Below are 24,086 nucleotides of genomic sequence, written 5' to 3' on the forward strand. Positions count from 1 at the left end.
ACGGCCCCGCACCCGGCAGCGGTGTCCGGGTTGCAACCCAGTGGCCGTTGCCGGACGCGGCGCCGTGAGCGGCCGGCCGCGCAGTTCCCCGCACCCCCTTGGTTCGCTGTGCGAATCGCGGCGGCGGGTCAGCCCTCCAGGGAGGTCATGACGTGCTTGATGCGGGTGTAGTCGTCGAAGCCGTAGGCGGAGAGGTCCTTGCCGTAGCCGGACTTCTTGTAACCGCCGTGCGGCATCTCCGCGACCAGCGGGATGTGGGTGTTGATCCACACGCACCCGAAGTCCAGCCGCCGGGACATCCGCATCGCCCGAGCGTGGTCCTTCGTCCAGACCGAGGAGGCCAGCGCGTACTCGACGCCGTTGGCGTACGAGACCGCCTGCTCCTCGTCGGAGAACTTCTGCACGGTGATGACCGGGCCGAAGACCTCCTTCTGGATGATCTCGTCGTCCTGCTTGAGGCCGGAGACGACGGTCGCCGCCCAGAAGTAGCCCTTCTCGCCGACCCGGTGGCCGCCCGCCTCCACCTTCGCGTGCGACGGCAGCCGCTCGATGAAGCCGGCCACCTGCGCCAACTGGTTCTTGTTGTTCAGCGGCCCGTAGTCCACGCCCTCCTCGTCCGGCAGCCCGGTCTTGGTGTCGGCGGCGGCCTTCGCCAGCGCCGCCACGAACTCGTCGTGGACGGACTCGTGGACCAGCACCCGGGTGGCGGCCGTGCAGTCCTGGCCGGCGTTGAAGTAGCCGGCGCCGGCGATCCCCTCGACCGCGCTCGCGATGTCGGCGTCCTCGAAGACCACCACCGGCGCCTTGCCGCCGAGCTCCAGGTGCACCCGCTTGAGGTCCTTGGCCGCGGACTCGGCGACCTGCATGCCGGCCCGGACCGAGCCGGTGATGGAGGCCATCGCGGGGGTGTGGTGCTCGACCATCAGCCGGCCGGTGTCCCGGTCCCCGCAGATGACGTTGAACAGGCCCTTGGGCAGGCCGAGTTCGGCGATCGCGCCGCCGATGATCTCGCCGAGGAGGACGGTCGAGGCCGGGGTGGTGTCGGAGGGCTTGATCACCACCGAGTTGCCCGCGGCCAGCGCCGGCGCGAACTTCCACACGGCCATCATCATCGGGTAGTTCCACGGCGCCACCTGCGCGCAGACCCCGATCGGCTCGCGGCGGACGAAGGAGGTGAGGCCCTCCATGTACTCGCCGGCGGAGAGCCCCTCCAGGTGGCGGGCGGCGCCGGCGAAGAACCGGATCTGGTCCACCATCGGCGGGATCTCCTCGGCCGCGGTGAGCGCCAGCGGCTTCCCGGTGTTCCTGGACTCGACGGCGACCAGCTCGTCGGCCCTGGCCTCGACCGCGTCGGCGATCTTGAGCAGCAGCCGCTGCCGTACGGCGGGGATGGTGTCGCGGTAGGTCTCGAAGGCCTCCGCGGCGGCGGCCATCGCCGCGTCCACGTCGGCCTGACCGGACAGCGGCGACGTCGCGTACGGCTCCCCCGTGGTCGGGTCGACCACCTCGATGGTGCGGCCGTCGGCCGCGTCGGTGAACTCACCGTTGATGTAGTTGCGCAGCACGCGGAGCTCGCTCACTGACCTCTCCTCGTCGATCGCCATGCCCGATGTCCAGCCCGGACTCAGGGCCGGTGCCGCCAGACTAGCCGGAAGTCTGTCGTTATCGACATACCCGAGGGCACAGAACGACTGAATCAGTTCAGAAGTCCAGCATCAGCGACGGATTCCCTTGCGAACGAGCGAGCGATCAGGCACAGTGTCCGCGTGGCCAATCGCGACCGGAACGGCAGCGTTCCTCTCGACTCCGTGTCCAAGGCGATCATCGAGCAGCTCCAGGAGGACGGCCGGCGGCCGTATGCCGCCATCGGCAAGGCCGTCGGCCTCTCCGAGGCGGCGGTACGGCAGCGCGTGCAGAAGCTCCTGGAACAGGGCGTGATGCAGATCGTCGCCGTCACCGACCCGCTCACCGTGGGCTTCACCCGGCAGGCGATGATCGGGATCAAGATCGAGGGAGACATCGATCCGGTCGCCGACGCGCTGGCCGCGATGGACGAGGTGGACTACGTCGTCATCACCGCGGGCTCGTTCGACCTCCTCGCCGAGCTGGTCTGCGAGGACGACGAACACCTCCTCGACATCGTCAACAAGCGCATCCGCGCGCTTCCCGGCGTGCGGAGCACCGAGAGCTTCGTCTACCTGAAGCTCCGGAAACAGACCTACACCTGGGGTACTCGATGAGCTCCGATTCGCAGTCGGCCCGGTCCAAGGCCGCGTACGACCACCTGTGGATGCACTTCACCTCGATGAAGTCGTACGAGAACAGCCCTGTGCCGACGATCGCCCGCGGCGAGGGGACCTACATCTACGACACCGAGGGCCGGAAGTACCTGGACGGCCTCTCCGGCCTCTTCGTGGTCCAGGCCGGGCACGGCCGCGCCGAGCTGGCCGAGGTCGCCGCGAAGCAGGCCAAGGAGCTGGCCTTCTTCCCGATCTGGAGCTACGCCCACCCGGCCGCCGTCGAGCTGGCCGAGCGGCTGGCGCACTACGCCCCGGGCGACCTCAACAAGGTCTTCTTCACCACCGGCGGCGGCGAGGCGGTCGAGACCGCCTGGAAGCTGGCGAAGCAGTACCACAAGCTCAAGGGCAACCACACCAAGTACAAGGTGATCTCGCGGGCCGTCGCGTACCACGGCACCCCGCAGGGCGCCCTGTCGATCACCGGCCTGCCGGCCCTGAAGGCGCCGTTCGAGCCGCTGGTGCCGGGTGCGCACAAGGTGCCGAACACCAACATCTACCGCGCGCCGATCCACGGCGACGACCCGGAGGCCTTCGGCCGCTGGGCCGCCGACCAGATCGAGCAGCAGATCCTGTTCGAGGGCCCGGAGACGGTGGCCGCGGTCTTCCTGGAGCCGGTGCAGAACGCCGGCGGCTGCTTCCCGCCCCCGCCCGGCTACTTCCAGCGGGTGCGCGAGATCTGCGACCAGTACGACGTGCTGCTCGTCTCGGACGAGGTCATCTGCGCCTTCGGCCGGCTGGGCACCATGTTCGCCTGCGACAAGTTCGACTACGTGCCGGACATGATCACCTGCGCCAAGGGGATGACCTCCGGCTACTCGCCGATCGGCGCCTGCATCGTCTCGGACCGCATCGCCGAGCCGTTCTGGGCGGAGGACAACACCTTCCTCCACGGCTACACCTTCGGCGGCCACCCGGTGTCCGCCGCGGTGGCCCTGGCCAACCTCGACATCTTCGAGCGGGAGAAGCTCAACCAGCACGTGCTGGACAACGAGTCGGCCTTCTTCGGCACCCTGTCGAAGCTGAACGACCTGCCGATCGTCGGCGACGTCCGCGGCAACGGCTTCTTCTACGGCATCGAGCTGGTGAAGGACAAGGCCACCAAGGAGACCTTCACCGAGGAGGAGTGCGACAGCCTCCTCTACGGCTTCGTCTCCAAGAAGCTCTTCGAGAACGGCCTCTACTGCCGGGCCGACGACCGCGGCGACCCGGTCATCCAGCTCTCCCCGCCGCTGATCTCCGACCAGGGCACCTTCGACGAGATCGAGCAGATCATCCGCGGCGTCCTCACCGAGGCCTGGACGAGGATCTGACCCTCCTCCCGTCAACCCGAGTCCCCGGCACATCACTCGTGCCGGGGACTCGGGCTTCCCGGGGGGCTTTGGGGGCACCAGCGGTGCGCCCGGCGCAATACGCTCTTAGGCGGAATGCGCCGTGCGGATGATCATCAGCGGCGTACCGATGATCACCGGCATCAGGAGGTCCCAGTGGAGGTCGCAGCGGCGGTCGCCCCACCCGACAACGACGTGCTGTGGGCCCGCGGCCTGGTCACCGCACCGCGGGAGGGGGCCGCGGCCCTGCGGGAGGTCTCGATCGGGGTGCGCCAGGGCGAGGTGCTGGCCGTGACCGGCGTCCGCGGCTCCGGGAAGACCACCCTGCTGGACTGCCTGGGGGCGGCGCGGGCGATCGACTCCGGGGAGATCTGGTTCAACAGCGCGCCCGTCCACATCCTCTCCCGGGCCGGGCGGGAGCGGCTGCGGCGCGAGCGGTTCGGCCGGATCGGCAGCGAACCGGCGCTGGTGCCGGAGCTGACGGTGCGTGAGAACGTCGCGCTGCCGATGCTGCTGGCCGGCGGACCGGCCGCCGGGCGGCGGGCCGCGCTGCGCGCCGCCGACGAGTGGCTGGAGCGCCTGGACGTCGCCGACCGCGCGCGGCGGCGGGCCCGGCAGCTGCCACCCGAGGAGCAGCAGCGGGTCGCGGTGGCGCGGGCGTTGGCCCACTCCCCCACCGTGGTGCTGGCCGACGAACCGACCGCCCCGGTGATCCGCGCCGCGGACCGCGACCAGCTGATGCGGATGCTGGTCACCGCGACCCGCTCGCACGGCCTGACCCTCCTGCTGGCCACCACGGACCGGGAGCTCGCCGCCCGCTACGCCGACCGGGCCGCCGAGATGTCCGCGGGGCGCCTCGGGCCGCCGCGGGCGGTGTCGCCGACCGCGACCGCCGCCGGGGGTCAACCCGGGCTGCCCGCCCCGGGGGTGACGCTGCGTCAATTCCCCGCCCCGGGGGGACGGGCCAGCGTCCCCGGCGAGCGCGGGCCGGTGGCGGTGCCGGTGGCGGCCGGGGCCGAGGGCTCTGGGGAGCCCCGGTGCTCCTGATCGGGCGGCTCTGGCGGGGCGGCGCCGGCGGGATCGGCGAGATCGCCCGGCTGGCGGCCGTGGCGGCGGCCTCCGCGACCGCGGGCGGCCTGCTCCTTCGCGCGCTCGGGCGGGCCTTGAGCGCCGGCGCCCCCGGCCCCGTCGCGGGGCAGAGCGTGCTGCGGCTGCTGTGGTGTCTGCCGGCGCTCGGCGCGGTCGCCTGGCTCTGTGCGGTGGCCGCCGGCTCGGTACCGGGACGGCGGCCGGAGCGGGTGGCCGGCCTCGCCGCGGCCGGCGTCGGCCCGTACCGCCTGCGACTGCTGGTGGCCTGCGAGACCGGGCTCGCCTGCGCCCTCGGGTCGGCCGCGGCCTGCGGCGCCTTCCTCGCGCTGCGCGCGGGACTGCTGCGGCCGCTGCTGCCGGCCGGCGCGCAGGACAGGCTGGCCCCGGCGCTCGGCTCCGGTGCGGGGCTGCCCGCGGCGGGGCTGCTGACACTGCTGCTCGTGGTCCCCCTGGTGGGCGCCGGCGCGGCGGCGAGGCCGCTGGGGCCACCGGAGGAGCGCCACGGGACGCCGGGCGAGGCGTGGGCCGGTGCGCTGCTGGCGCTCGGCACGGCGGCCGAGTTCGGTGCGCGGGGCGGCTGGTCCGTACGGCTGCCGGTGCTGCAACGGGTCTTCGTCACCGGGGCGGTCGGCTGGGCGCTGACCCTCGCGGGGCTCGCCGCGGCCACCCCGCTGGTGCTGCGCGCCCTCGGCGGCGCGCTGGCGGCCGGTCGGCCGGGCGGCGTACGCCTGCTGGCGGGCCGCGGGCTCCAGTCGCTGGCGCCGGGGCTGGCGGGCCCGCTGGCGGTGGCCGCGCTGGGCGTGGGCGTGCTGTGGGGCGCGGCACCGGCCGCAGGCCTGTGGTCCTGGGCGGTACGAGCGGTCGCGGCGGGATGCGCGCTGGGCGCACTGGCGATGCGTGCCGCGGAGCTGGCAGCCGCGCGACGCGGACTCGCCTCCGATCTCACCCGCCTCGGCGCCTCCGCGGCGGCCCTACGCGCCGCAGCCGCGCTGTGCGCCCTCACCACGGCGGCAGCGGCCACAGCCCTCGCAGCAGCAGCGGCACTGGCAACCCGAAGCCTGTAACCCGCACCGCCCCCGCAAAGCCCGAAGGGCAAGCACAGGGGCGCGGGGAACTGCGCGGCCCGCGCCCCTGCTCGCGCCTTCGGCGGTGCGCCCTCCCGGAGGGGACGGCTCAGCCCGCCGCCGCCAGCTGGCCGCAGGCGCCGTCGATCTCCTGGCCGCGGGTGTCCCGGACGGTGACCGGCACGCCGCGGGCCTCCAGGCGGTGGACGAACTCGCGCTCGTCCTCCGGACGGGAGGCCGTCCACTTCGAGCCCGGAGTCGGGTTCAGCGGGATCAGGTTCACATGCGCGCGGTGCCCGCTCAGCAGCCGGCCCAGCAGGTCCGCCCGCCACGCCTGGTCGTTGACGTCCTTGATCAGCGCGTACTCGATGGAGACCCGGCGGCCGGACCGCTCGGCGTAGTACCACGCCGCGTCCAGCACCTCGGAGACCTTCCACCGGGTGTTGACCGGCACCAGCGTGTCCCGCAGCTCGTCGTCGGGCGCGTGGAGGGAGACCGCGAGCCGGAGCGACATGTCCTCCTCGGCCAGCCGCCGCATCGCCGGCACCAGGCCCACCGTGGAGACGGTGATCCCGCGCTGGGAGAGCCCGAAGCCGTCCGGCGCCGGGTCGGTCAGCCGGCGGATCGCGCCCATCACCCGCTTGTAGTTGGCCAGCGGCTCGCCCATGCCCATGAAGACGACGTTGCTCAGCCGGGCCTCGCCGCCCGGGATCTCGCCGGCCCGCAGCGCCCGCATCCCGGCGGCGATCTGCTCGACGATCTCCGCCGTCGACAGGTTGCGGGTCAGCCCGGCCTGGCCGGTGGCGCAGAACGGGCAGTTCATCCCGCAGCCCGCCTGCGAGCTGATGCACATGGTGACCCGGTCCGGGTAGCGCATCAGCACGGACTCGACCAGCGTGCCGTCGAAGAGCTTCCACAGCGTCTTGCGGGTGGTGTCGTCGTCGCAGGAGACGTGCCGGACGACCGACATCAGCTCGGGCAGCAGCCCCGCGGAGAGCCGGTCCCGCGCGGCGGCGGGGATGTCGGTCCACTCCTCGGGGCGGTCGGACAGGCGGGCGAAGTAGTGGTGGGAGAGCTGCTTCGCGCGGAACGGCTTCTCGCCGAGTTCGGCGACGGCCTCCTTCCGCTCGGCGGCGGAGAGGTCGGCGAGATGGCGCGGCGGCTTGGCACCGCGCGGTGCGACGAAGGTGAGCTCACCTGGCAATGGCTTGGGCATGGTCCATCCAGTGTCGCAGAAGACGCGAAGACCCCGGCCGCCGGAGGTTCGGGCGGCCGGGGTCGGAGGACCTGGGACCGAGGTCAGCCGGTGCCGATGAGTCCGGCCAGCACCAGCCAGACCACCGGGGCGCTCGGCAGCAGGGAGTCGAGGCGGTCCATCAGCCCGCCGTGCCCGGGCAGCAGGGTGCCCATGTCCTTGATGCCCAGATCACGCTTGATCATGGACTCGCCGAGGTCGCCCAGGGTCGCGCTGACGGCGACGCACGCCCCCAGGACGAGCCCCTGCCACCAGTGACCGTTGTCGATCATGAACTGGGTGCCCAGCGCTCCGGCGATCATCGCCAGCCCGACTCCGCCGACCAGGCCCTCCCGGGTCTTCCCCGGGCTGATCCGCGGCGCCAGCTTGTGCTTGCCGAAGAGCGCGCCGACGGCGTACGCACCGGTGTCCGAGCAGACCGTCAGCAGGAGGAAGAGGACCACCCGTTCAGGCCCGTCGTCGGCCTTGAGCAGCAGTATCACGAAGGTCGCCAGCAGCGGGACGTAGAAGGCGGTGAAGATGCCCGCCGTGACGTCCCGCAGGTACTCCTCCGGCGGCTCGGCCATCCGCCAGACCAGCACCGCAAGCGCCGTCAGCGCGAAGGCGAGGAGGGCGCCCTCTGCGCCCTTGAAGTACGCGGCGACCTGCATCGCCACGCCGCCGACGGCCACCGGCACCACCGGTACCCGGATGCCCTTGCGCTCCGTGAGACGACTCGTCAGCTCGTACACGCCGACCACCACCGCGGCCGCGACGACCACGATGAAGAGCGACTTGACGAAGAACAGCGAGGCCAGGATGACCGCGCCGAGTCCGACGCCGACCCCGACCGCGGCGGGCAGGTTCCGCCCCCCGCGCGGGGCCTTCTTCGGCTGCTGACCGTTCGACGGCTGGCCTGTCTGCGGCTGACCCGTCTGCGGCCGGCCTGTCTGCGGCTGGCCGCTCGGCGGCTGGCTGGGGCTCGACTGTTCCGGCTGCGGCACGGCGGCAGCGTACCCGCCCGGCGTCCCGGCGCCCCGTCGGAGATCCGACGGCGCGTCAGAGAGCCCGGGCGCACCGGGTGCCACCAGCGGCAACTGCGCGGTGGCCTCCAGGTCGGCGGCCGTGGAGCGGTCGCCGCCGCCGTGGCCGGCCGGGTCGCCGGCCTCGTCGCGGAAGAGGGGGCCTGCGAGCCGGGTGGTGCGCGCGTCGTCCGCGGGCTCCGGCGGCGGGCCGTCGGTGACTGGTGGCATGTAGAGAGTCTGCGCGGTGGGGTCCTCCGCGGGCACCGAGGGTTGCTGCGAGTGGCTCACAGCAGCGGGCCCGTGGCGTCCCGCGGGCATCCCCGTGGTTCCGGGCACCTGCCCCGGAGGGGGTCCGGGGGGATTCCCCGGACCCGCCGCGGGCCAGGCCGGTGCTCCGTACGACGGCGTCCCTCCGGGGGCGGGCCGGTCCGCGGCCCACCGGGCGTCGTCGTTCATCAGACCTCGAGAAGTTCCGCTTCCTTGTGCTTGAGCAGCTCGTCCACCTGCGCGACATACTTGTCGGTGGTGTCCTGCAGCTCCTTCTCCGCGCGGCGGACCTCGTCCTCGCCGGCCTCCCCGTCCTTGGCCAGCTTGTCCAGGGTCTCCTTGGCCTTGCGGCGGACCGAGCGGATGGACACCTTGGCGTCCTCGCCCTTGCCGCGCGCGACCTTGATGTACTCCTTCCGCCGCTCCTCGGTGAGCTGCGGGAAGACCACCCGGATGAGGGTGCCGTCGTTCGTCGGGTTGACGCCGAGGTCGGAGTTGCGGATGGCCTCCTCGATGGCGCGCAGCGAGGTCTTGTCGAACGGCGTCACGACGGCCATCCGCGGCTCGGGCACCGAGAACGAGGCGAGCTGGTTGATCGGGGTCGGCGCCCCGTAGTACTCGGCGACGATCTTCGCGAACATCGCCGGGTGAGCACGGCCGGTACGGATCGCGGCCAGGTCCTCCTTGGCGACCGTGACGGCCTTCTCCATCTTCTCCTCTGCCTCGAGGAGGATCTCTTCGATCACAGTCTGCTCCTGTCCCGTCCTTGGGAAGCCCTGCTTGCTGCCGGCCGCAGCTGTGCTGGCTGCTGCCTGCGTTCGGTAATGGTCCTCTGCCGCGCGCATCGGAGGGTGCCTGTTCGGCACGTTTCCCCCAATCCGCCCGCTTGTCCACCCCCGCGGGCGGACTGACGGGGAGTCACCCCCGCTGGGTGTCCTGGCTGATCAGCGTTCCGATCTTCTCACCCTTGACCGCTCGGGCGATATTGCCCTCCGCGAGAAGCTCGAAGACCACCATCGGCAGGTCGTTGTCCTTGCAGAGCGTGATCGCGGTGAGGTCGGCGACCTTCAGATCGCGCGCGATGACCTCGGAGTACTCGAGCTGGTCGAACTTGACGGCGCCCGGGTTGGTCTTGGGGTCGGCGTCGTAGACCCCGTCCACGCCGTTCTTGCCCATCAGCAGGATCTCCGCGTGGATCTCCAGCGCCCGCTGCACCGCGGTGGTGTCGGTGGAGAAGTAGGGCATCCCCATGCCGGCGCCGAAGATCACGACGCGGCCCTTCTCCAGGTGCCTGATCGCCCGCAGCGGGATGTAGGGCTCGGCGACCTGGCCCATGGTGATGGCGGTCTGCACCCGGGTCTCCACGCCCTCCTTGTGGAGGAAGTCCTGCAGGGCGAGGGAGTTCATCACGGTGCCGAGCATGCCCATGTAGTCGGAGCGCGCCCGGTCCATGCCGCGCTGCTGAAGCTCGGCGCCGCGGAAGAAGTTGCCGCCGCCGATCACCACGGCGACCTCGGTGCCGGCCCGCACCACGGTGGCGATCTCCTGGGCGATGGCGTGCACCACGTCCGGGTCCACGCCGAGCCCCCCTCCGCCGGCGAAGGCCTCGCCGGACAACTTGAGCAGCACGCGGCGATGCGCACCGCCGTCAGCGGTCACCTGCCCGGATTTCTGCATGGGGGACTCCTGTCAGCTTCAGCACGTACACAGAAGAAGGCCACCGCCGCCGGTACCGGTCCGGTCCTGCACGGCAGTGGCCTCCTCGTCGTTCCGTGGGGCCGGGAACACCGGCCCCGATTCGGGTTCGCGCCCCCCGCTCAGGATCTCATGGTAGGAGCCTGTGCGGGCGGCGCCGCCCCTGGTGCGGGGTCCGAGGCGGGTCAGACGCCCACGCGGAAGCGGCTGAACGCGACCAGCTTGACGCCGGCCTCGTCGAGCACCTTCTGCACGGACTTCTTGTTGTCCTTGGCGAACGGCTGGTCGAGCAGCACGTTCTCCTTGAAGAAGCCGGTCACGCGACCCTCGACGATCTTCGGCAGGGCGCCCTCGGGCTTGCCCTCCTCGCGGGCGGTGGCCTCGGCCACGCGGCGCTCGTTCTCGACGGTCTCGGCCGGGATCTCCTCACGGCTGAGGAACTTCGGCGAGAACGCGGCGATGTGCTGCGCCACGTCCTTGGCGGTCTGCGCGTCGGCCTTGTCCAGCTGGACCAGCACGCCGACCTGCGGGGGCAGGTCGGGAGAGGTGCGGTGGAGGTAGGAGGCGACGAACTCGCCGTCGAACTTGGCGAAGCGGCTCAGCACGATCTTCTCGCCGAGCGCGGCGTTGGCCTCGTCGACGTAGGTCTGCACGGTCTTGCCGGCCTCGATCTCGGAGGCGAGGAGGGCCTCCAGGTCGGCCGGGGAGGTCTTGGCCACGTGGGCGGCCAGGGCGTCGGCGACCGCGACGAACTTGTCGCCCTTGGCGACGAAGTCGGTCTCGCAGTTCAGCTCCAGCAGCACGCCGGACTTGGCGTCCTCGGCGATGAGGGAGACCACGGCGCCGTTGGAGGCGGAGCGGCCCTCGCGCTTGGCGACGCCCTTCTGGCCCTTGACGCGCAGGATCTCGACGGCCTTGTCGACGTTGCCCTCGGCCTCGTCCAGGGCCTTCTTGCAGTCCATCATTCCGGCGCCGGTGAGCTCACGGAGCTTCTTGACGTCGGCGGCGGTGAAGTTCGCCATGGTGTATCTCTTCTCGCTCTTCTCGCGATGGGGGGATGACCGGTGGGGTGAGTGGATCCGCCGGCGCGAGCGCGGAAAAGGGCGCGGGCGCAGCGGCGCCCGGTCCTGACGCGGTGTCAGGACCGGGGCCGCTTCAGGCGGTTCGAACGGTCCGGAGGCCTTTGCGGGCCCCGCCCGGCCCGGGTCGCCTGGGTTGCAGGCGGCCCGGGATCCAGGTTCTCAGGCCCGGGTCAGGCCTGCTCGGTGCCCTCGGCGGCGGCCTCGGCCGGAGCGGCCGGAGCCTCGGCGGCGGCCTCGGCGGCCGGAGCCTCGGTGGCCGGAGCCTCCGCGGCCGGGGCCTCCTCGGCCTGCGCGGCGGTGCCGGCGGACTCCTGGACCTCAGCCTCGGCGGCCTTCTCGTCCGTCGCCTCGGCGGCGTCCTGGCCGTCCGCCTTCTTCTCACCCTGCAGCAGGTCGCGCTCCCAGTCGGCCAGCGGCTGGTCGGCACCCGGCTCGGCCTTCGCGTCGCCCTTGGCGGCACCGGCGCGGGCCATCAGGCCCTCGGCGGCGGCGTCGGCGATCACGCGGGTGAGCAGGGTGACGGAGCGGATCGCGTCGTCGTTGCCCGGGATCTTGTAGTCGACCTCGTCGGGGTCGCAGTTGGTGTCCAGGATCGCGACGACCGGGATGTTGAGCTTCCGGGCCTCACCGACCGCGATGTGCTCCTTCTTGGTGTCCACGATCCAGACCGCGGAGGGCACCCGCTGCATCTCGCGGATACCGCCGAGGGTCTTCTCCAGCTTGGCCTTCTCGCGGGAGAGGACCAGGAGCTCCTTCTTCGTGAGGCCGGAGCCGGCCACATCGTCGAAGTCGATCTCCTCGAGCTCCTTCAGGCGCTGCAGGCGCTTGTAGACGGTCGAGAAGTTGGTCAGCATGCCGCCCAGCCAGCGCTGGTTGACGTAGGGCATGCCCACGCGGGTGGCCTGCTCGGCGATGGCCTCCTGGGCCTGCTTCTTCGTGCCGACGAAGAGGACGCTGCCGCCGTGGGCAACGGTCTCCTTGACGAACTCGTAGGCGCGGTCGATGTAGTTCAGCGACTGCAGCAGGTCGATGATGTAGATGCCGTTGCGCTCGGTGAAGATGAAGCGCTTCATCTTCGGGTTCCAGCGCCGGGTCTGGTGACCGAAGTGGACGCCGCTCTCCAGCAGCTCCCGCATCGTGACGACGGCCATGGCCGTTCTCCTTGTTGGGCTCGGTTATCTGCGGCGGCCGGTCGGCCACCGCTCCTGACGCCCCGGCCGTGCCGTGCCATAGGAGAACGGAGCCGTGTATGGAAGCCGTTCGTCCGCAGGACCGAGCGACACTTCACCGAGCGAGGGGGCCGAGCCGAGCCATCGCCGAAGGCGCTGGCGACGCGAACCCGATCACCAGTGGCGGGGCGTGCGAAGTCGACCCGGGTCGCCGGGCCGCTTGAGAAGTGTACGGGAACCGCCGCATGGCGGGCGACCATGGGCGGGGGCGCAGGGGTCGCACGGGAGGGTGACGGGGTTGCGCACAACTCGGGGGTTGTCCACAGGCGCTTTGCGCAGCGGCCCGTGTGCCGTGGGTGAGGAGCAGAGTCCCCACCATGAGCGATGCGAACGATGCGACGAACGTCACTCCCGCCCCCACCACCGTCGCCCCCGGCACGACCCCCGCGGGAGCGGCCGCCGCGATGCGGGCCCGGCTCAGCTACCAGGCCCTGGCCTCCCTCGCGGCCGCGAACGCCCGTCCCCCTGAACGGAACCGGCGCCTGCCGGCCGGGGGCACGGGGGCGGCGGGGGGCGCGGGGCCGACCGAGGGCGCGGGGCCGGCCGGGGGCGCGGCCGGATGCCCGGCGAAGCCGGAGAAGCGGCAGCGCTGCTGCGCCGACCGGAGGCCGAAGCGGCCCGAGGGCGACGGGGAGCCGGCCGTGCGGCTGGGACGGGTGATCGCGGCGGCCCGCCGGAGCGAATGCGGCGGCCGGTCGTCGACGACGCTCTGCGCCCACGACCGGCCGCGCGGCGGCGCCGGGACGACCCCGGCCCGGGCCGGGGCGGTGGCCGGCGGGCCGCCGCCCGCCCGCCCGTGCGGCCCGGCCGCCGGACGACCTGGCGGGGGCCGTCGAGCGGCTCGGTCGACGGCTGCCACGGTCGCCCCCGGGTCGGTGCTGCTGCGGCAGGGGCGGGCGGTGCGGCCCTGGCTGGACAAGGGGCTGCTGCCGGCCCGGCGGCTCGGCCCGCTGCCGGTGCTCTCGCGGCCGTCCAAGGCGGCCGGGCTGACCGCCCGTCCGCCGTGGCCGGACCGGCGGGTGCTGCTGCTGGCGCTCGGCCTGCTGCTCTGGCTGGCGCTGATGCTGGCCGCCCCGCAGGGGGCGCGGGCCGCGGTTCCGGGGGGCGGCGCGGCGAGGAGTGGGCACCCCGTCGCCGCGGCGGAGGCCCAAGCGGCGCCCCCGTCCGCAGGGAGACCCCCCACCGAGGTGCGAAGCACGCAGAGGGCGCTTACAGCCAAGCGCGCGCCCCAGCACACCCGCGGGCGACTCCGCGCGCCGGCAGCGCGGAGGACGGCACCGAGCCGGGGAGACCACGAGGCCGCAGAGGAGCCCGGAGGCGTACGGCGGGGCATCGACGCCGTCGCGGGCTCGGGCAGGCGCTCGGGCGCGGATACGGCACCGCGGTGGGGCGCGGGGGATACGGGCCCGAGCTCCGGCTCAGGCGGGCGTCGGGCGGCAGATCGGCGGGACAGCGGGGACGACATCCCGCCAGGGACGCGCGGCCGGTGGCCGGTGGGCGCACCGACCGGCGGTGGCGGTGGCGGAGCAGCGGTGCTGCGCGGGTTCGACGCGCCGCTGGAGGCCTGGGGCCCGGGGCACCGGGGAGTCGATCTCGCAGCAGGCGCGGACGCGCCGGTGCGGAGCACGCTGGACGGGGTGGTGTCCTTCGCCGGCCCGGTCGGAGGCGTACCGGTGGTGGTCGTCGAGCATCCGGGCACCGGGACGCCGTCGCTGCGCAGCACCTACGAGCCGGTCGTGGCGACCGTGGCGCCGCATGCCCGGGTGACGGCGGGCCAGGTGATCGGACGCCTCGCGGCCGCCCCCGGCGGTCCCGGACACTGCGGTGCGCTGCGCGGCTGCCTCCACTGGGGGCTGCTCCGCGGGGAGCGCTATCTGGATCCGCTGCGTCTGCTGCGCAGAGCCCGGCACGCCCGCCTGCTGCCCCTGCTGAACGGGGGCGGGGGCGGGGCGACGGCGAGGGCGCGGGCGCCGGCAGGGGCCGGCGAGGGACCGGTCAGCCGGTGACGCCGCGCAGTGCGAGGGCGACGGCGGCCTCGACGATCTCGTCCGGATGCTCGGCCGCCCCGATCTCCAGCCGCTTGACCGCCGCCTCGACGAGCCCCTGGAGGAGGGCCGCCGCCAGGCCCGGCCGCGGGTGCCCGAGGTCGGCGAGCGCCCCCATCACCGACTCGACGAGCCGGCCGTGGGCGGCCCGGATCCGCTCACGGGCCCCCTCGTCCAGCTCACCGGCGGAGATGGCCACCACCGCCCGGTGCCGCGGGTCGCCCGCCAGCGCCAACTGGGCGCGCACATAGGCCTCGACCCGCTGCAGCGGGTCGGCGGCCCGGTCCACGGCGCCCTCGATCTCGGCGGCCCAGACCGGGAAGTCTATGGCGCAGAGCTCCTCCACCACCCCGGCGCGGGAACGGAAGTACTCGTAGACGGAGGACCGGGCCAGCCCGGTCCTCGCCGCCAGCGCCGGGAAGGTCAGTGCCTCCATGCCGCCCTCGGCCAGCAGCTCGCGGGCAGCCTCCAGGAGGGCGTCACGCTGCAATCGGCGATGCTCGGCCACCGTGGCCGCTCGGATCTTCGGCACCCCACCACTTTACGGGGCCGCCCCGGAGACGTCAGGGGGCGGCGGCGACTCCGCTCATCTCGCGTCCGAGAGCTTCGCCCGGAGCTGGAGCACCGACTTGGTGTGGATCTGGCTGACCCTGCTCTCCGTCACCCCGAGGACCTGGCCGATCTCCGCCAGCGTCAGCCCCTCGTAGTAGTAGAGGCTGACCACCGTCTTCTCCCGGTCGGGCAGGGTGTTGACGGCGCGGGCGAGCAGCCGGCGCAGCTCGCGCTCCTCGGCCACCCGCACCGGGTCGTCGGCCCCGGTGTCCTCCAGAGTGTCGAGGAGGCTGGCGCGCTCACCGCCCGTACCGTCGCCGGGCGGATGCAGCAACTCGTCCAGCGCCACCACGTTGGCGAGCGACAACTGGCCGAAGATGGCGTGCAGTTCCTCCGTGGTGATGTCCATCTCCGCGGCCACCTCGGGTTCGCTGGGGCTGCGCCGCAGTCGCGCCTCCAGCGTCGCGTAGGCGCGCTCCACGGCCCGCGCCTTCTGCCGTACAGAGCGGGGAATCCAGTCCAGCGCCCGCAGTTCGTCGATGATGGCCCCGCGGATCCGGCTGATCGCGTAGGTCTCGAACTTGATGGCGCGCTCGGGCTGGAACTTCTCGATCGCGTCGATCAGCCCGAAGATCCCGGAGGAGACGAAGTCCGCCTGCTCGACGTTGCTGGGCAGCCCGACACCGACCCGCCCGGCCACGTACTTCACCAACGGTGAGTAGTGGAGGATGAGTTGGTCCCGCAGCGCGGGCTCGCCGGTGGCCTTGTAGTTCCGCCACAGCTGGTCGAGCGGGCTCAGCGCGGGCGCGGCGGGGGCAGTGGCGACCGCTTCCGGCCGCCTGGCTGTCCGGTCGCGAGCCCCCTCCGCCGCGCGGTCGGGGGGATCCTCGGCCGGCGGTGCCTGGCGCCGCGGTCCCGCCCCGGCCTGCGCCGGCAGCTCTCCGCGCACCCCGCGGCCCTGCGGCTGCTGCCGGGGAGCCCGCGGGGCGACCACCCCGGCTCTGGCGCTGCCCATCGCGGCGGACCACCCCTCGGCGTGTGCGGCGGGGCGGGAGGACGCGCCGGGCGCGGGGGACTGCTTGCGCATACGTCGTCAGGAACCGTTCTGCCGATGTGCGGTGGGGGACAGGGGATGAAAAAGGTGGGGTTTCAACCGGGCGCATGTGAGCGTAGCGCGACCAGGCGCCTTCATAGGGTTATGCCGAACCGGTGCTCCCCCGATCAGGTGGGTACGGCTGAACGGCGACCGCTCTGTGTGCGCGTTTCCCGGGTGAACTCATGCGAGTGACCAGCGCTCACCCCGGCGTGCAGCGAACCCGAGCGCCCCCAGCTCGAACAGCCGTGGCAGCACCAGCTCCCGGACCAGCCCGGCCCGCCGGGCCACCTCCGGCAGCGGCAGCCCCTCGGCCCCGGCCGGCAGCGCCTCCAGCACCTGGACGGCCTCCAGCGGCAGCAGGTCCCGGGGCAGCACCGGGCCGTGCCGCAGCGGGGCGAGGTCCGTACCCACACCGCCGACCAGCTCGACCACCTCGTCCGGGTCGGTCACCAGGGTGGCCTGCCCGGAACGGATCAGCTGGTGGACTCCGGAGGAGAGCTGGCTGAAGCAGGAGCCGGGGACGCCCATCACCTGCCGGTTGAGCCCGGCCGCCCGGCGGGCGGTGCTGAGCGCGCCGCTGCGGCAGGCCGCCTCGACCACGACGGTGCCCCGGGTCAGCGCGGCGATCACCCGGTTGCGGAGGACGAAGCGGGACCGGGTGGGATGCTCGCCGGGTGGCAACTCGCTGACCAGCAGGCCCTCTTCGGCGATGCGTGCGATCAGCCCGGTGTTCCCGCTCGGATAGGCCCGGTCGGCGCCGCAGGCCAGGACCGCGACGGTCGCCCCGGTGGCGGTCAGGGCGCCCCGATGGGCGGCCGCGTCGATCCCGTACGCCGCCCCGGAGACCACCGTCCAGCCGCGCTGGGCCAGGCCGGCGGCGAGCTCGGTGGCGGCCCGCAGCCCGTACTCGGTGGAGGCGCGGGCGCCGACGACGGCGACCGAGCGCAGCGCGAGGCAGCGGAGCGAGACGTCGCCCCGCACCCACAGGGCGATCGGACGGGCCGATCCAAGGTCGTCCAGCTGGGTGGGCCACTCGGCGTCACCCGGCACGACCAGGCGGCCACCCAGTCGGCGGAACCTGTCCAGGTCTCCGGTGGGGTCGAGGCCGGCCAGCCGGACCCGGTAGTTCGCGAGCCGGTCGCGTCCGCCGCTCCGGCGGCGCGGGAGCTCGCCGCCCCGCTCGATCCGCCGCAGCACCTCCCGCGCGCCGAACCGCTCGATCCACTCCCCCACGGTCTCGTCCCCGGGCTCCGCCAGCCGCGCCAGCGCCGCCCTCGCGACCCGCTCGTCCTCCCCGGGCCCCGTTTCCTCGTCTTCCTCGTCCGCCGGGGCCCCGTCCGTCTCCTCGGGGCGCTCGGGACCCTCAGGGTCCTCGATCCCGCCCCCGACCCCGACCAGCGCCAGCTGAACCCCGGCGGGCGCGGGCTGCGGTGTGCTCTCGACTCCGGCGTTCGGCATCTCGTGGTCCTCCCTCATGGCCAGGCCGGCGGGTAGTCGTCGATGGGCGCCGGGACGGGGGTCCGGGCGAAGGCGCCGAGGCGGAAGTCCAGGGCGGTGCGGACCTCCTCGCGGCGCGGGGCGTCGACGCCGGCCAGGTCGGCCAGGGTCCAGGAGACCCGCAGCACCCGGTCCAGGCCGCGGGCGGTGAGGAAGCCCCGCTCCATGTCCCGCTCGGCGTCCGCCAGCGCCCCTTCCGCGGCCCGCCAGCGGGTCCGCAGCTCGAAACCGGGGACCTCGGCGTTGGTCCGCCACGGGGTCTCGGCCAGCCGGGCCGCCGCCCGCTCCCGCGCGGCGGCGACCCGTGCGGCCACCACCGCCGTACTCTCCCCCGGCACCGCCTCGGCGCCCGCCTCCCCGAACAGCGCCGCGCTGCTCACCGGCTCGACCTCGACCCGGAGGTCGATCCGGTCCAGCAGCGGACCGGAGAGCCGCGCCTGGTACCGGCTCACCGCGTTCGGCGAGCAGCCGCAGTCCCCCGACCGCAGCGACCATCGCCCGCAGGGGCACGGATTGGCGGCGAGCACCAGCAGGAAGCGCGCCGGCAGCCGCATCGACCCCGCCGTCCTGGCGATCACCACCTCCCCGGACTCCAGCGGCTGCCGCAGCGCGTCCAGCACCCGGACGGCGAACTCCGGCGCCTCGTCCAGAAAGAGAACGCCCCGGTGAGCGAGCGAGACCGCGCCCGGCCGCGGCAGTCCGCTGCCGCCGCCGACGATGGCGGGCATCGTGGTCGAGTGATGCGGGGCGCAGAACGGCGGGACCCGCACCAGGGGGTGCTCCGGCGGCAGCAGCCCGGCCACCGAGTGGACGGCGGTGACCTCCAGCGCCTCCCGCTGGTCCAGCGGCGGGAGCAGCCCCGGCAGCCGCTCGGCCAGCAGTGTCTTCCCGGCGCCCGGCGGGCCCTTGAGGTAGATGTGGTGGCCGCCGGCCGCGGCGACCTCCATCGCCCGCCGGGCGGTGGGCTGCCCGGCGATGTCCGCCATGTCCTTGCCCCCCGGCCGGCCCGCGCCCCCGCTCCCGCCCCCGGACGACCAGCCCCCCGAGGGCCGGAAGCCCAACCCCGGCAGCACCATCGCGGCCGCCGCCAGGGGATCGGCCGCCGCCGAGGGGGCCTCCAGCTCCTCCGCCGACAGGCCCAGCTCGGCCGACTCGTCCGGCTCCGGCTCGTCGCAGAGCAGCGCGATCAGCTGCCGCAGTGAGCGCACCGCCAGGACGGACACCCCCGGCACCAGCCCCGCCTCGGCCGCACTGGCCTCCGGGACCACCACCGAGCGGTATCCGGCGTCCGCCGCCGACAGCACCGCGGGCAGCACCCCGCGTACCGGCCGCACCCGCCCGTCCAGACCGAGCTCGCCGATGAAGAGCCGCCCGGCGATGGTCCGCGGGTCGAGCCGGCCGGCCGCGGCCAGCACGACCACCGCCACCGCCAGGTCGAACCCGCTGCCGCTCTTCGGCACGGACGCCGGGCTCAGCCCCACCGTCAGCTTCTTCTGCGGCCACTGCTCCCCGCTGTTCACCACGGCGGCCCTGACCCGCTCCCGGGCCTCGCTCAGCGCCTTGTCGGCCAGGCCGACCAGGATGAACGCCGGGATCCCCGTCTCCAGCCCGGCCTGCACCTCGACCAGCACGCCGTCCACCCCCACCAGGGCGACCGCGCGGGTGTGCGCGAACGGCATGTCAGCCCACCGCCCCGCGCAGATGCCGGACCCGGGCCGGCCCCGCTCCGCCGTGGAGGACGCACAGCACGTCGATCCGGATGCCGCCCATCGGCAGCGGCTCCGGCCAGCGCTCGCTGGCCCAGCGCTCGGCCAGGACGACCAGCCGCTCGGCCTTGGCCGGGGTGATCGCCTCGGCCGGCTCCTGGATGCCGTGCTCGGTGCGGGTCTTGACCTCGCAGACGGCGATGGTCTCGCCGTCCAGCGCGATGATGTCCAACTCCCCCGCCCGGCAGCGCCAGTTGCGCTCCAGTACCCGCATCCCCGACTGGGACAGATAGCGGGCGGCGACGTCCTCGCCGTAGCGGCCGAGGGCCGCGGTACGTGCTGCGGTCACGCCGATCACCTCCGGGACCAATCTCCCGGAGCCGCAGGGCCCGCGGTACGAACATCCTGACGCCTGGGGACAGGGCCCCGGATGTGTGGAACCCCCTCACCCGCACGGGGGAGGGGGTTCCACGGAAGGACCCATCGGGGACCGCCGCCGGCCCGGCTCGGTCAGCGGCCGAAGTCGGCGTCGTCGGACGGCAGTTCGAGGTCGCTCTTGGCCAGTTCCTCGACGTTGACGTCCTTGAAGGTCAGCACCCGGACCTTCCGGACGAACCGGGCGGGCCGGTACATGTCCCAGACCCAGGCGTCGGCCATCGAGACCTCGAAGAAGACCTCGCCCTGCACCGAGTGCACCTGGAGCTCGTAGTCGTTGGTGAGGTAGAACCGGCGCTCGGTCTCGATCACGTACTTGAACAGGCCGACGACGTCGCGGTACTCCCGGTAGAGCTTGAGCTCCATCTCGGTCTCGTACTTCTCGAGGTCCTCGGCACTCATCCCCACGTTCCCCTCAGCTGTGCGTACGTCTACCCATTGTGGACCACGCTCCGCCCCGCGGTACGCGTCCCGGCCGACGCCGCGTCGGGCCGTCAGCCGCCCGCGCGCCGCCGGCGGCCGAGTGCCCCGGCCAGGCTGCCGATCGCGGCCGTGGCCAGCACCAGCACCCCGCCGCCCACGCAGGCGACGGCCAGCGGGCCGAGGGGCCCGTGAGCGGTGGCGTCCCGGCCCGGAAGCGCGTCGAAAGCACTCGTCCTGCCGATCGTCCCGATCTGGGCGAAGGGCCAGACGGCCCCCTCGACCCGGCCCATGACCGCGCTCTCCGGCACGGTCCCGGACAGCAGCTGGAGGTGGGAGCGCGAGTCCAGGGAGACAGCGCGGTTGTCGCCGAGGAGGAAGAGCCGGCCGGCCGGCACCTTGGCCGTGAACGTCGAGGCGGCCTGCCCGTTGGCCCCCAGCATCCCCTTGAGCCCCAGGGTGTTCAGATACGGCTCGTCGATCGGCTTGCCGTTCACCGTCACCCGGCCGTGGGCGTCGCAGCAGGCCACGGTGTCGCCGCCGACCCCGGCGACCCGCTTGACCTCGGCCATCGAGCCCCACTGCGGGTCCTTGAAGACCACGATGTCGCCGCGCCCGACCTGCGTCCCCTTGACCGTGTGCGCCAGAACCGTGGTGCCGGCCGGGATGGTCGACTCCATCGAGTCGGTGGGCACGTTGTACGGGCGGTACTGCACGGCGATCATGGCGAAGCCGCCCAGCATGGCGATCAGGCCGACGGCGATCAGCACCCCCTGGATCACCCCTCCGGCACGGCCGCGCCGCGCCGGACGGGCGGAGCGCGCCCCGCGAGCGGACGAGCCCGCCGGGGCGCCGGCGTACCCGGACGGTCCGATGCGCTGATCCTGGGTCATCTGCGGTTCCACCCTGTCTGCCGGGCGCGCGGGCCACCGGGGCGCGCGCCGCGAGGTCACAAGCCAGTGCAGCCTACTCGGAGGTCAGCATCCCTCGCGCGCGCGTGCCGGAGTCCCCCCGGGAACCCTCGGGAACCCACACATCACAGCCGGCTGCGGCGACGCTCCCGCCGGATCCGCAGCTGCCGGTAGCCCCAGGTCAGGGGGACGGCCCCGGCCAGCCCGAGCCCCGCGGGAGAGCCCATCGCGCCCATCGCCTGCCGGGTGATCCCCGGCTGGCTGAAGGTGGACGGGATCGGCAGCGTCTTCCAGTGCGAGAGCGGCCAGGCCACGGCGAACGCCCGGCCGATCACATTGCCGTCCGGCACGGAGCCGCCGCCGGGCTCGTCCATGTGGTAGCGGGAGTCCAGCGAGTCGTTGCGGTGGTCGCCCATCACCCAGATGTGGTCCGCAGGAACCTTCAGCGGGCCGAAGGGGTGGTCGTCGCAGGCCGTGGCGCCCGGGTAGATGTACGGCTCGGTCAGCGGCTTGCCGTTGACCTCCACCGGGCCGCCCTTGGCGCAGCTCACGGTGTCGCCGCCGACCGCGATCACCCGCTTGATCAGGTCCTTCTCGCTGGGGTCCGGCATCAGGCCGATGGTCGAGAGGCCGGTCTGGATCGCGTGCACCACGGGATTGGTGCTCGGCTGGTTGGTCTGCTCGCCGGCCAGCCAGTCGCCCGGGTCCTTGAAGACCACGACCTCGCCGCGCGAGGGCTTGGCCCCGAAGGTCGGGGTGAGCTTGTCGACCAGCACCCGGTCGCCGATCTGCAGGGTGTTCTCCATCGACCCGGACGGGATGGAGAAGGCCTGCACCAGGAAGCTCTTGATCACGAGCGCCAGCGCGATCGCGATCACGATCAGGATCGGCAGCTCCTTCCAGAAGGACCGGGGCTTGCGCGCGGCGTCCGATTCGGACGCCTTCCCGGACCTCCCCGACCCGCCGCCGGGTCCTCCGCCGGAACCGCCGGACCCGCCCGACCCGCCGTCGGCCCCGCCGGAACCGCCTGACCCCGTGCCGACCACGTCCTCCGGGCCCTCGGGCTCATCGGGCCCACCCGACCGGGTTCCGATCACCAGGTCCCCCACATCGACTCCTCACTCCAGTGCATGCCACCCACGCTGTCACCGCCGTCGTCGCCAACGCGCTCGGACACGCGGCCAAGCGGCTGCCACCCCCATAACGAGTGGAAGTTCCAACGGGATCGGCCCGACCCCCGCAAGGGCCGGGGATTGGCCGAATTGCTCAAGATTCTCCCGTTCCGGCCGCCCGGAGGCGGACGTCGCCACGGCTCCGGTCGGCACCGCGGCGAAGTCGGTCGGCTCCGGCAGCGTCTGCCATCTGCTCAGCGGCCAGACGATCGCGATCGCCCGCCCGACCACGTCGGACTCGGGGACGAAGCCGCCGCCGCGCTGGTTCATGTGGTAGCGCGAGTCCGCGGACAGATCGCGGTGGTCGCCCATCACCCACAGGTCGCCCGCCGGGACCTTGACCTCGAAGCGGATGTTGGAGGGGGCGTTCCCCGGAAAGACGTACGGCTCGGTCAGCGGCTTCCCGTTGACGGTCACCCTGCCCTGCTTGTCGCAGCAGGCCACCACGTCACCGGGCACCCCGATGACCCGCTTGATCAGGTTCTGGTCGGAGGGCAGCAGGCCGAGGGTGGTGAAGGTGTTCTTCACCGCGCGCAGCACCGGCCCGTCGTGCGAGGGCGCCTCGGAGGAGGCGTCCAGCCAGTTCCCGGGGTCCTTGAAGACCACCACGTCACCGCGGTGGGGATGCCAGCCGAACCACGGGGAGAGCTTGTTGACGACCACCCGGTCACCGACCTCGATGGTCTGCTCCATCGAGCCCGAGGGGATCGAGAAGACCTGCACCAGGAAGGTCTGCAGCAGCAGGGTGATGCCCACCGCGACGACGATGATCACGGGTATCTCGCGCAGCAGCGAGCGGCGGCGGCGCCGCTGCGCCTTGCGCGCCTGCTTGCGCCGCTCCGCGCGACCGCGCCGGGCTCGCGCGCCGGGCGCGGACGCCTCGGCGGGCGCCTCCTCGCCTCCGGTCCCGCCCCCGTTCACGCCGGCCCAGCCGGTGCCGCCGCCGGATCCCCCGACTCCACCGGCTCCCGCGGCTCCGCCGGAGCCGGCGTCCCCGTCGCCGCTCTCCGACTGCGCCCAGGTCGGCCGCACGGCGTACGGCGCCGCCGAGAGCGGGGCCTCGGCCCCGAGCCAGGAGAGCTGGTCGTCCGGGCCCCGATCCGCTCGTCCGGGCCGCCCGGCCCGACCGGGCCGCCCGTCGTCGGCCGGGGAGGGGTACGGGGTCTCCTGCGCGGCCGGGGCCGGGGGGCCCGAGGCGTGCTTCCTACCCCTTGTTCCCACGCGCGGCGCCCTTCCGTAGCTCCGACTCGAGCGCCGCGAACGCGGCCGGGCGGGTGATCCGGTGGGCGTCGCCGATCGGCAGCACCACCCAGTCGACCCGTCCGATCACTCTGCTCACCGGGACGAACCCGCCTCCCGGATCGCCCAGATGTGCCCTGGAGTCCGCTGACTCACTCCGGTGGTCACCCAGCACGAACAGTCTGCCCTCCGGCACCCGGATCGAGAAGGGGACGTCCGACGGACGGTCCCGGGGATGGAGGTAGCCGGTCTCGTCCAGCGGCTGACCGTCCACGGTGATCCGGCCTCGCCTGTCGCAGCAGCGCACGGTGTCCCCGCCGACGCCGATCACCCGCTTCACGAACACGGTCCCGTCGTCCGCGCTGGCCAGCCCGAGCAGGGCGGCGATCCGCGCCCCCAGCCCGCCCCCGCCTGCCGCGGAGGAGGAGCCCTGGTAGTCCGAGTCGACGAACGAGCCCCGTCCGTCGAACACCACCACGTCCCCCCGGTGCACCGGAGAGCCCCGGTAGGCGAGCTTGTCCACCAGAACCCGGTCGCCGATCCTCAGCGTGCCCTCCATGGAGCCGGAGGGGATGCCGAAGGGCTGCACCACGAAGGCGTTCAGCAGCACCACGACGACCAGGCAGGCGCCGAGCAGCAGCGCCACGTCGCGCAGCAGCGGATGCCGGTGCCACCACCGAGGACGCCCCACCGCCGGCCT

22 protein-coding genes are annotated in these 24,086 nt (G+C 73.4%); 5 read left to right on the forward strand and 17 right to left on the reverse strand.

The features are described from left to right. Positions 1-128: 128 nt before the first annotated feature. Positions 129-1,604 (reverse strand): gamma-aminobutyraldehyde dehydrogenase, encoded by a 1,476-nt coding sequence (locus BS73_RS14255; protein WP_037572394.1) that lies wholly within the window; start codon positions 1,602-1,604, stop codon positions 129-131. A 162-nt stretch (positions 1,605-1,766) separates the two neighbouring features. Between BS73_RS14255 and BS73_RS14260 the strand changes: the two genes are divergently transcribed. The 4 genes from BS73_RS14260 to BS73_RS38240 all read left to right on the forward strand — a co-directional run bounded on the left by BS73_RS14260 (position 1,767) and on the right by BS73_RS38240 (position 5,781). Next, entirely contained in the window at positions 1,767-2,240 is a 474-nt protein-coding gene (locus BS73_RS14260; RefSeq protein WP_037572396.1) for an Lrp/AsnC family transcriptional regulator, read from the forward strand. Beyond that, the gene (locus tag BS73_RS14265; RefSeq protein WP_037572407.1) at positions 2,237-3,610 is read left to right on the forward strand and encodes an aspartate aminotransferase family protein; all 1,374 of its coding nucleotides are present in this window, start codon (positions 2,237-2,239) and stop codon (positions 3,608-3,610) included. Before BS73_RS14260 ends, BS73_RS14265 begins: the two co-directional genes overlap by 4 nt. Positions 3,611-3,784: 174 nt before the next feature. Continuing rightward, a complete protein-coding gene (locus BS73_RS14270) occupies positions 3,785-4,675 on the forward strand; it encodes an ABC transporter ATP-binding protein (RefSeq protein WP_063836989.1) in 891 nt (296 codons plus the stop codon). Next, positions 4,666-5,781 (forward strand): hypothetical protein, encoded by a 1,116-nt coding sequence (locus BS73_RS38240; RefSeq protein WP_051939931.1) that lies wholly within the window; start codon positions 4,666-4,668, stop codon positions 5,779-5,781. Before BS73_RS14270 ends, BS73_RS38240 begins: the two co-directional genes overlap by 10 nt. A 109-nt stretch (positions 5,782-5,890) precedes the next feature. Here BS73_RS38240 and rlmN read toward each other — a convergent pair whose 3' ends face one another. The 6 genes from rlmN to rpsB all read right to left on the reverse strand — a co-directional run bounded on the left by rlmN (position 5,891) and on the right by rpsB (position 12,235). Further along, positions 5,891-6,997, reverse strand: coding sequence for a 23S rRNA (adenine(2503)-C(2))-methyltransferase RlmN (rlmN, locus tag BS73_RS14280; protein WP_037572409.1), 1,107 nt, complete (start codon positions 6,995-6,997; stop codon positions 5,891-5,893). 83 nt (positions 6,998-7,080) lie between these two features. Next, on the reverse strand, positions 7,081-8,268 hold the full coding sequence (locus tag BS73_RS14285) for a phosphatidate cytidylyltransferase (protein ID WP_084704665.1): 1,188 nt from the start codon (positions 8,266-8,268) through the stop codon (positions 7,081-7,083). A gap of 227 nt (positions 8,269-8,495) precedes the next feature. After that, the gene (gene frr / locus BS73_RS14290) at positions 8,496-9,053 is read right to left on the reverse strand and encodes a ribosome recycling factor (protein ID WP_037572411.1); all 558 of its coding nucleotides are present in this window, start codon (positions 9,051-9,053) and stop codon (positions 8,496-8,498) included. Between the two features lie 172 nt (positions 9,054-9,225). Further along, positions 9,226-9,984, reverse strand: coding sequence for a UMP kinase (gene pyrH / locus BS73_RS14295; protein ID WP_037572412.1), 759 nt, complete (start codon positions 9,982-9,984; stop codon positions 9,226-9,228). Between the two features lie 203 nt (positions 9,985-10,187). Continuing rightward, positions 10,188-11,024 carry a translation elongation factor Ts gene (gene tsf, locus BS73_RS14300; RefSeq protein ID WP_037572414.1) on the reverse strand — a complete coding sequence of 279 codons (837 nt, stop codon included), beginning with the start codon at positions 11,022-11,024 and terminating at the stop codon, positions 10,188-10,190. Positions 11,025-11,254: 230 nt separating this feature from the next. Next, on the reverse strand, positions 11,255-12,235 hold the full coding sequence (rpsB, locus tag BS73_RS14305) for a 30S ribosomal protein S2 (RefSeq protein WP_037572416.1): 981 nt from the start codon (positions 12,233-12,235) through the stop codon (positions 11,255-11,257). A gap of 1,571 nt (positions 12,236-13,806) precedes the next feature. Between rpsB and BS73_RS39530 the strand changes: the two genes are divergently transcribed. Then, complete coding sequence (locus BS73_RS39530; RefSeq protein ID WP_235215412.1) at positions 13,807-14,319, forward strand: peptidoglycan DD-metalloendopeptidase family protein; 513 nt, start codon at positions 13,807-13,809, stop codon at positions 14,317-14,319. Here the strand turns inward: BS73_RS39530 and BS73_RS14320 are convergent. The 10 genes from BS73_RS14320 to lepB (BS73_RS14365) all read right to left on the reverse strand — a co-directional run bounded on the left by BS73_RS14320 (position 14,309) and on the right by lepB (BS73_RS14365) (position 24,077). Continuing rightward, positions 14,309-14,866 carry a TetR/AcrR family transcriptional regulator gene (locus BS73_RS14320; protein ID WP_037579589.1) on the reverse strand — a complete coding sequence of 186 codons (558 nt, stop codon included), beginning with the start codon at positions 14,864-14,866 and terminating at the stop codon, positions 14,309-14,311. The two genes, BS73_RS39530 and BS73_RS14320, sit on opposite strands and share 11 nt — an antisense overlap. Before the next feature lie 78 nt (positions 14,867-14,944). Further along, positions 14,945-15,847 carry an RNA polymerase sigma factor WhiG gene (whiG, locus tag BS73_RS14325; protein ID WP_084704667.1) on the reverse strand — a complete coding sequence of 301 codons (903 nt, stop codon included), beginning with the start codon at positions 15,845-15,847 and terminating at the stop codon, positions 14,945-14,947. A 339-nt stretch (positions 15,848-16,186) separates the two neighbouring features. Then, the gene (gene dprA / locus BS73_RS14330) at positions 16,187-17,464 is read right to left on the reverse strand and encodes a DNA-processing protein DprA (RefSeq protein WP_084704056.1); all 1,278 of its coding nucleotides are present in this window, start codon (positions 17,462-17,464) and stop codon (positions 16,187-16,189) included. A 14-nt stretch (positions 17,465-17,478) separates the two neighbouring features. Beyond that, positions 17,479-19,182 carry a YifB family Mg chelatase-like AAA ATPase gene (locus BS73_RS14335; RefSeq protein WP_051939933.1) on the reverse strand — a complete coding sequence of 568 codons (1,704 nt, stop codon included), beginning with the start codon at positions 19,180-19,182 and terminating at the stop codon, positions 17,479-17,481. Between the two features lies 1 nt (position 19,183). Further along, on the reverse strand, positions 19,184-19,558 hold the full coding sequence (locus BS73_RS14340) for a YraN family protein (protein ID WP_037579602.1): 375 nt from the start codon (positions 19,556-19,558) through the stop codon (positions 19,184-19,186). 161 nt (positions 19,559-19,719) lie between these two features. Continuing rightward, complete coding sequence (locus tag BS73_RS14345) at positions 19,720-20,046, reverse strand: DUF2469 domain-containing protein (RefSeq protein WP_037572422.1); 327 nt, start codon at positions 20,044-20,046, stop codon at positions 19,720-19,722. 92 nt (positions 20,047-20,138) lie between these two features. After that, entirely contained in the window at positions 20,139-20,957 is an 819-nt protein-coding gene (lepB, locus tag BS73_RS14350; protein ID WP_084704057.1) for a signal peptidase I, read from the reverse strand. Between the two features lie 143 nt (positions 20,958-21,100). Continuing rightward, complete coding sequence (lepB, locus tag BS73_RS14355; protein ID WP_407675008.1) at positions 21,101-22,084, reverse strand: signal peptidase I; 984 nt, start codon at positions 22,082-22,084, stop codon at positions 21,101-21,103. A 36-nt stretch (positions 22,085-22,120) separates the two neighbouring features. Then, positions 22,121-23,368, reverse strand: coding sequence for a signal peptidase I (gene lepB, locus BS73_RS14360; RefSeq protein WP_063836991.1), 1,248 nt, complete (start codon positions 23,366-23,368; stop codon positions 22,121-22,123). After that, complete coding sequence (gene lepB, locus BS73_RS14365; RefSeq protein ID WP_235215413.1) at positions 23,352-24,077, reverse strand: signal peptidase I; 726 nt, start codon at positions 24,075-24,077, stop codon at positions 23,352-23,354. The genes lepB (BS73_RS14360) and lepB (BS73_RS14365) overlap by 17 nt, the downstream gene beginning before the upstream one ends. Positions 24,078-24,086 lie beyond the last annotated feature (9 nt).

It is taken from the genome of Phaeacidiphilus oryzae TH49, assembly GCF_000744815.1.
GTDB classification, from domain to species: Bacteria; Actinomycetota; Actinomycetes; order Streptomycetales; family Streptomycetaceae; genus Phaeacidiphilus; species Phaeacidiphilus oryzae.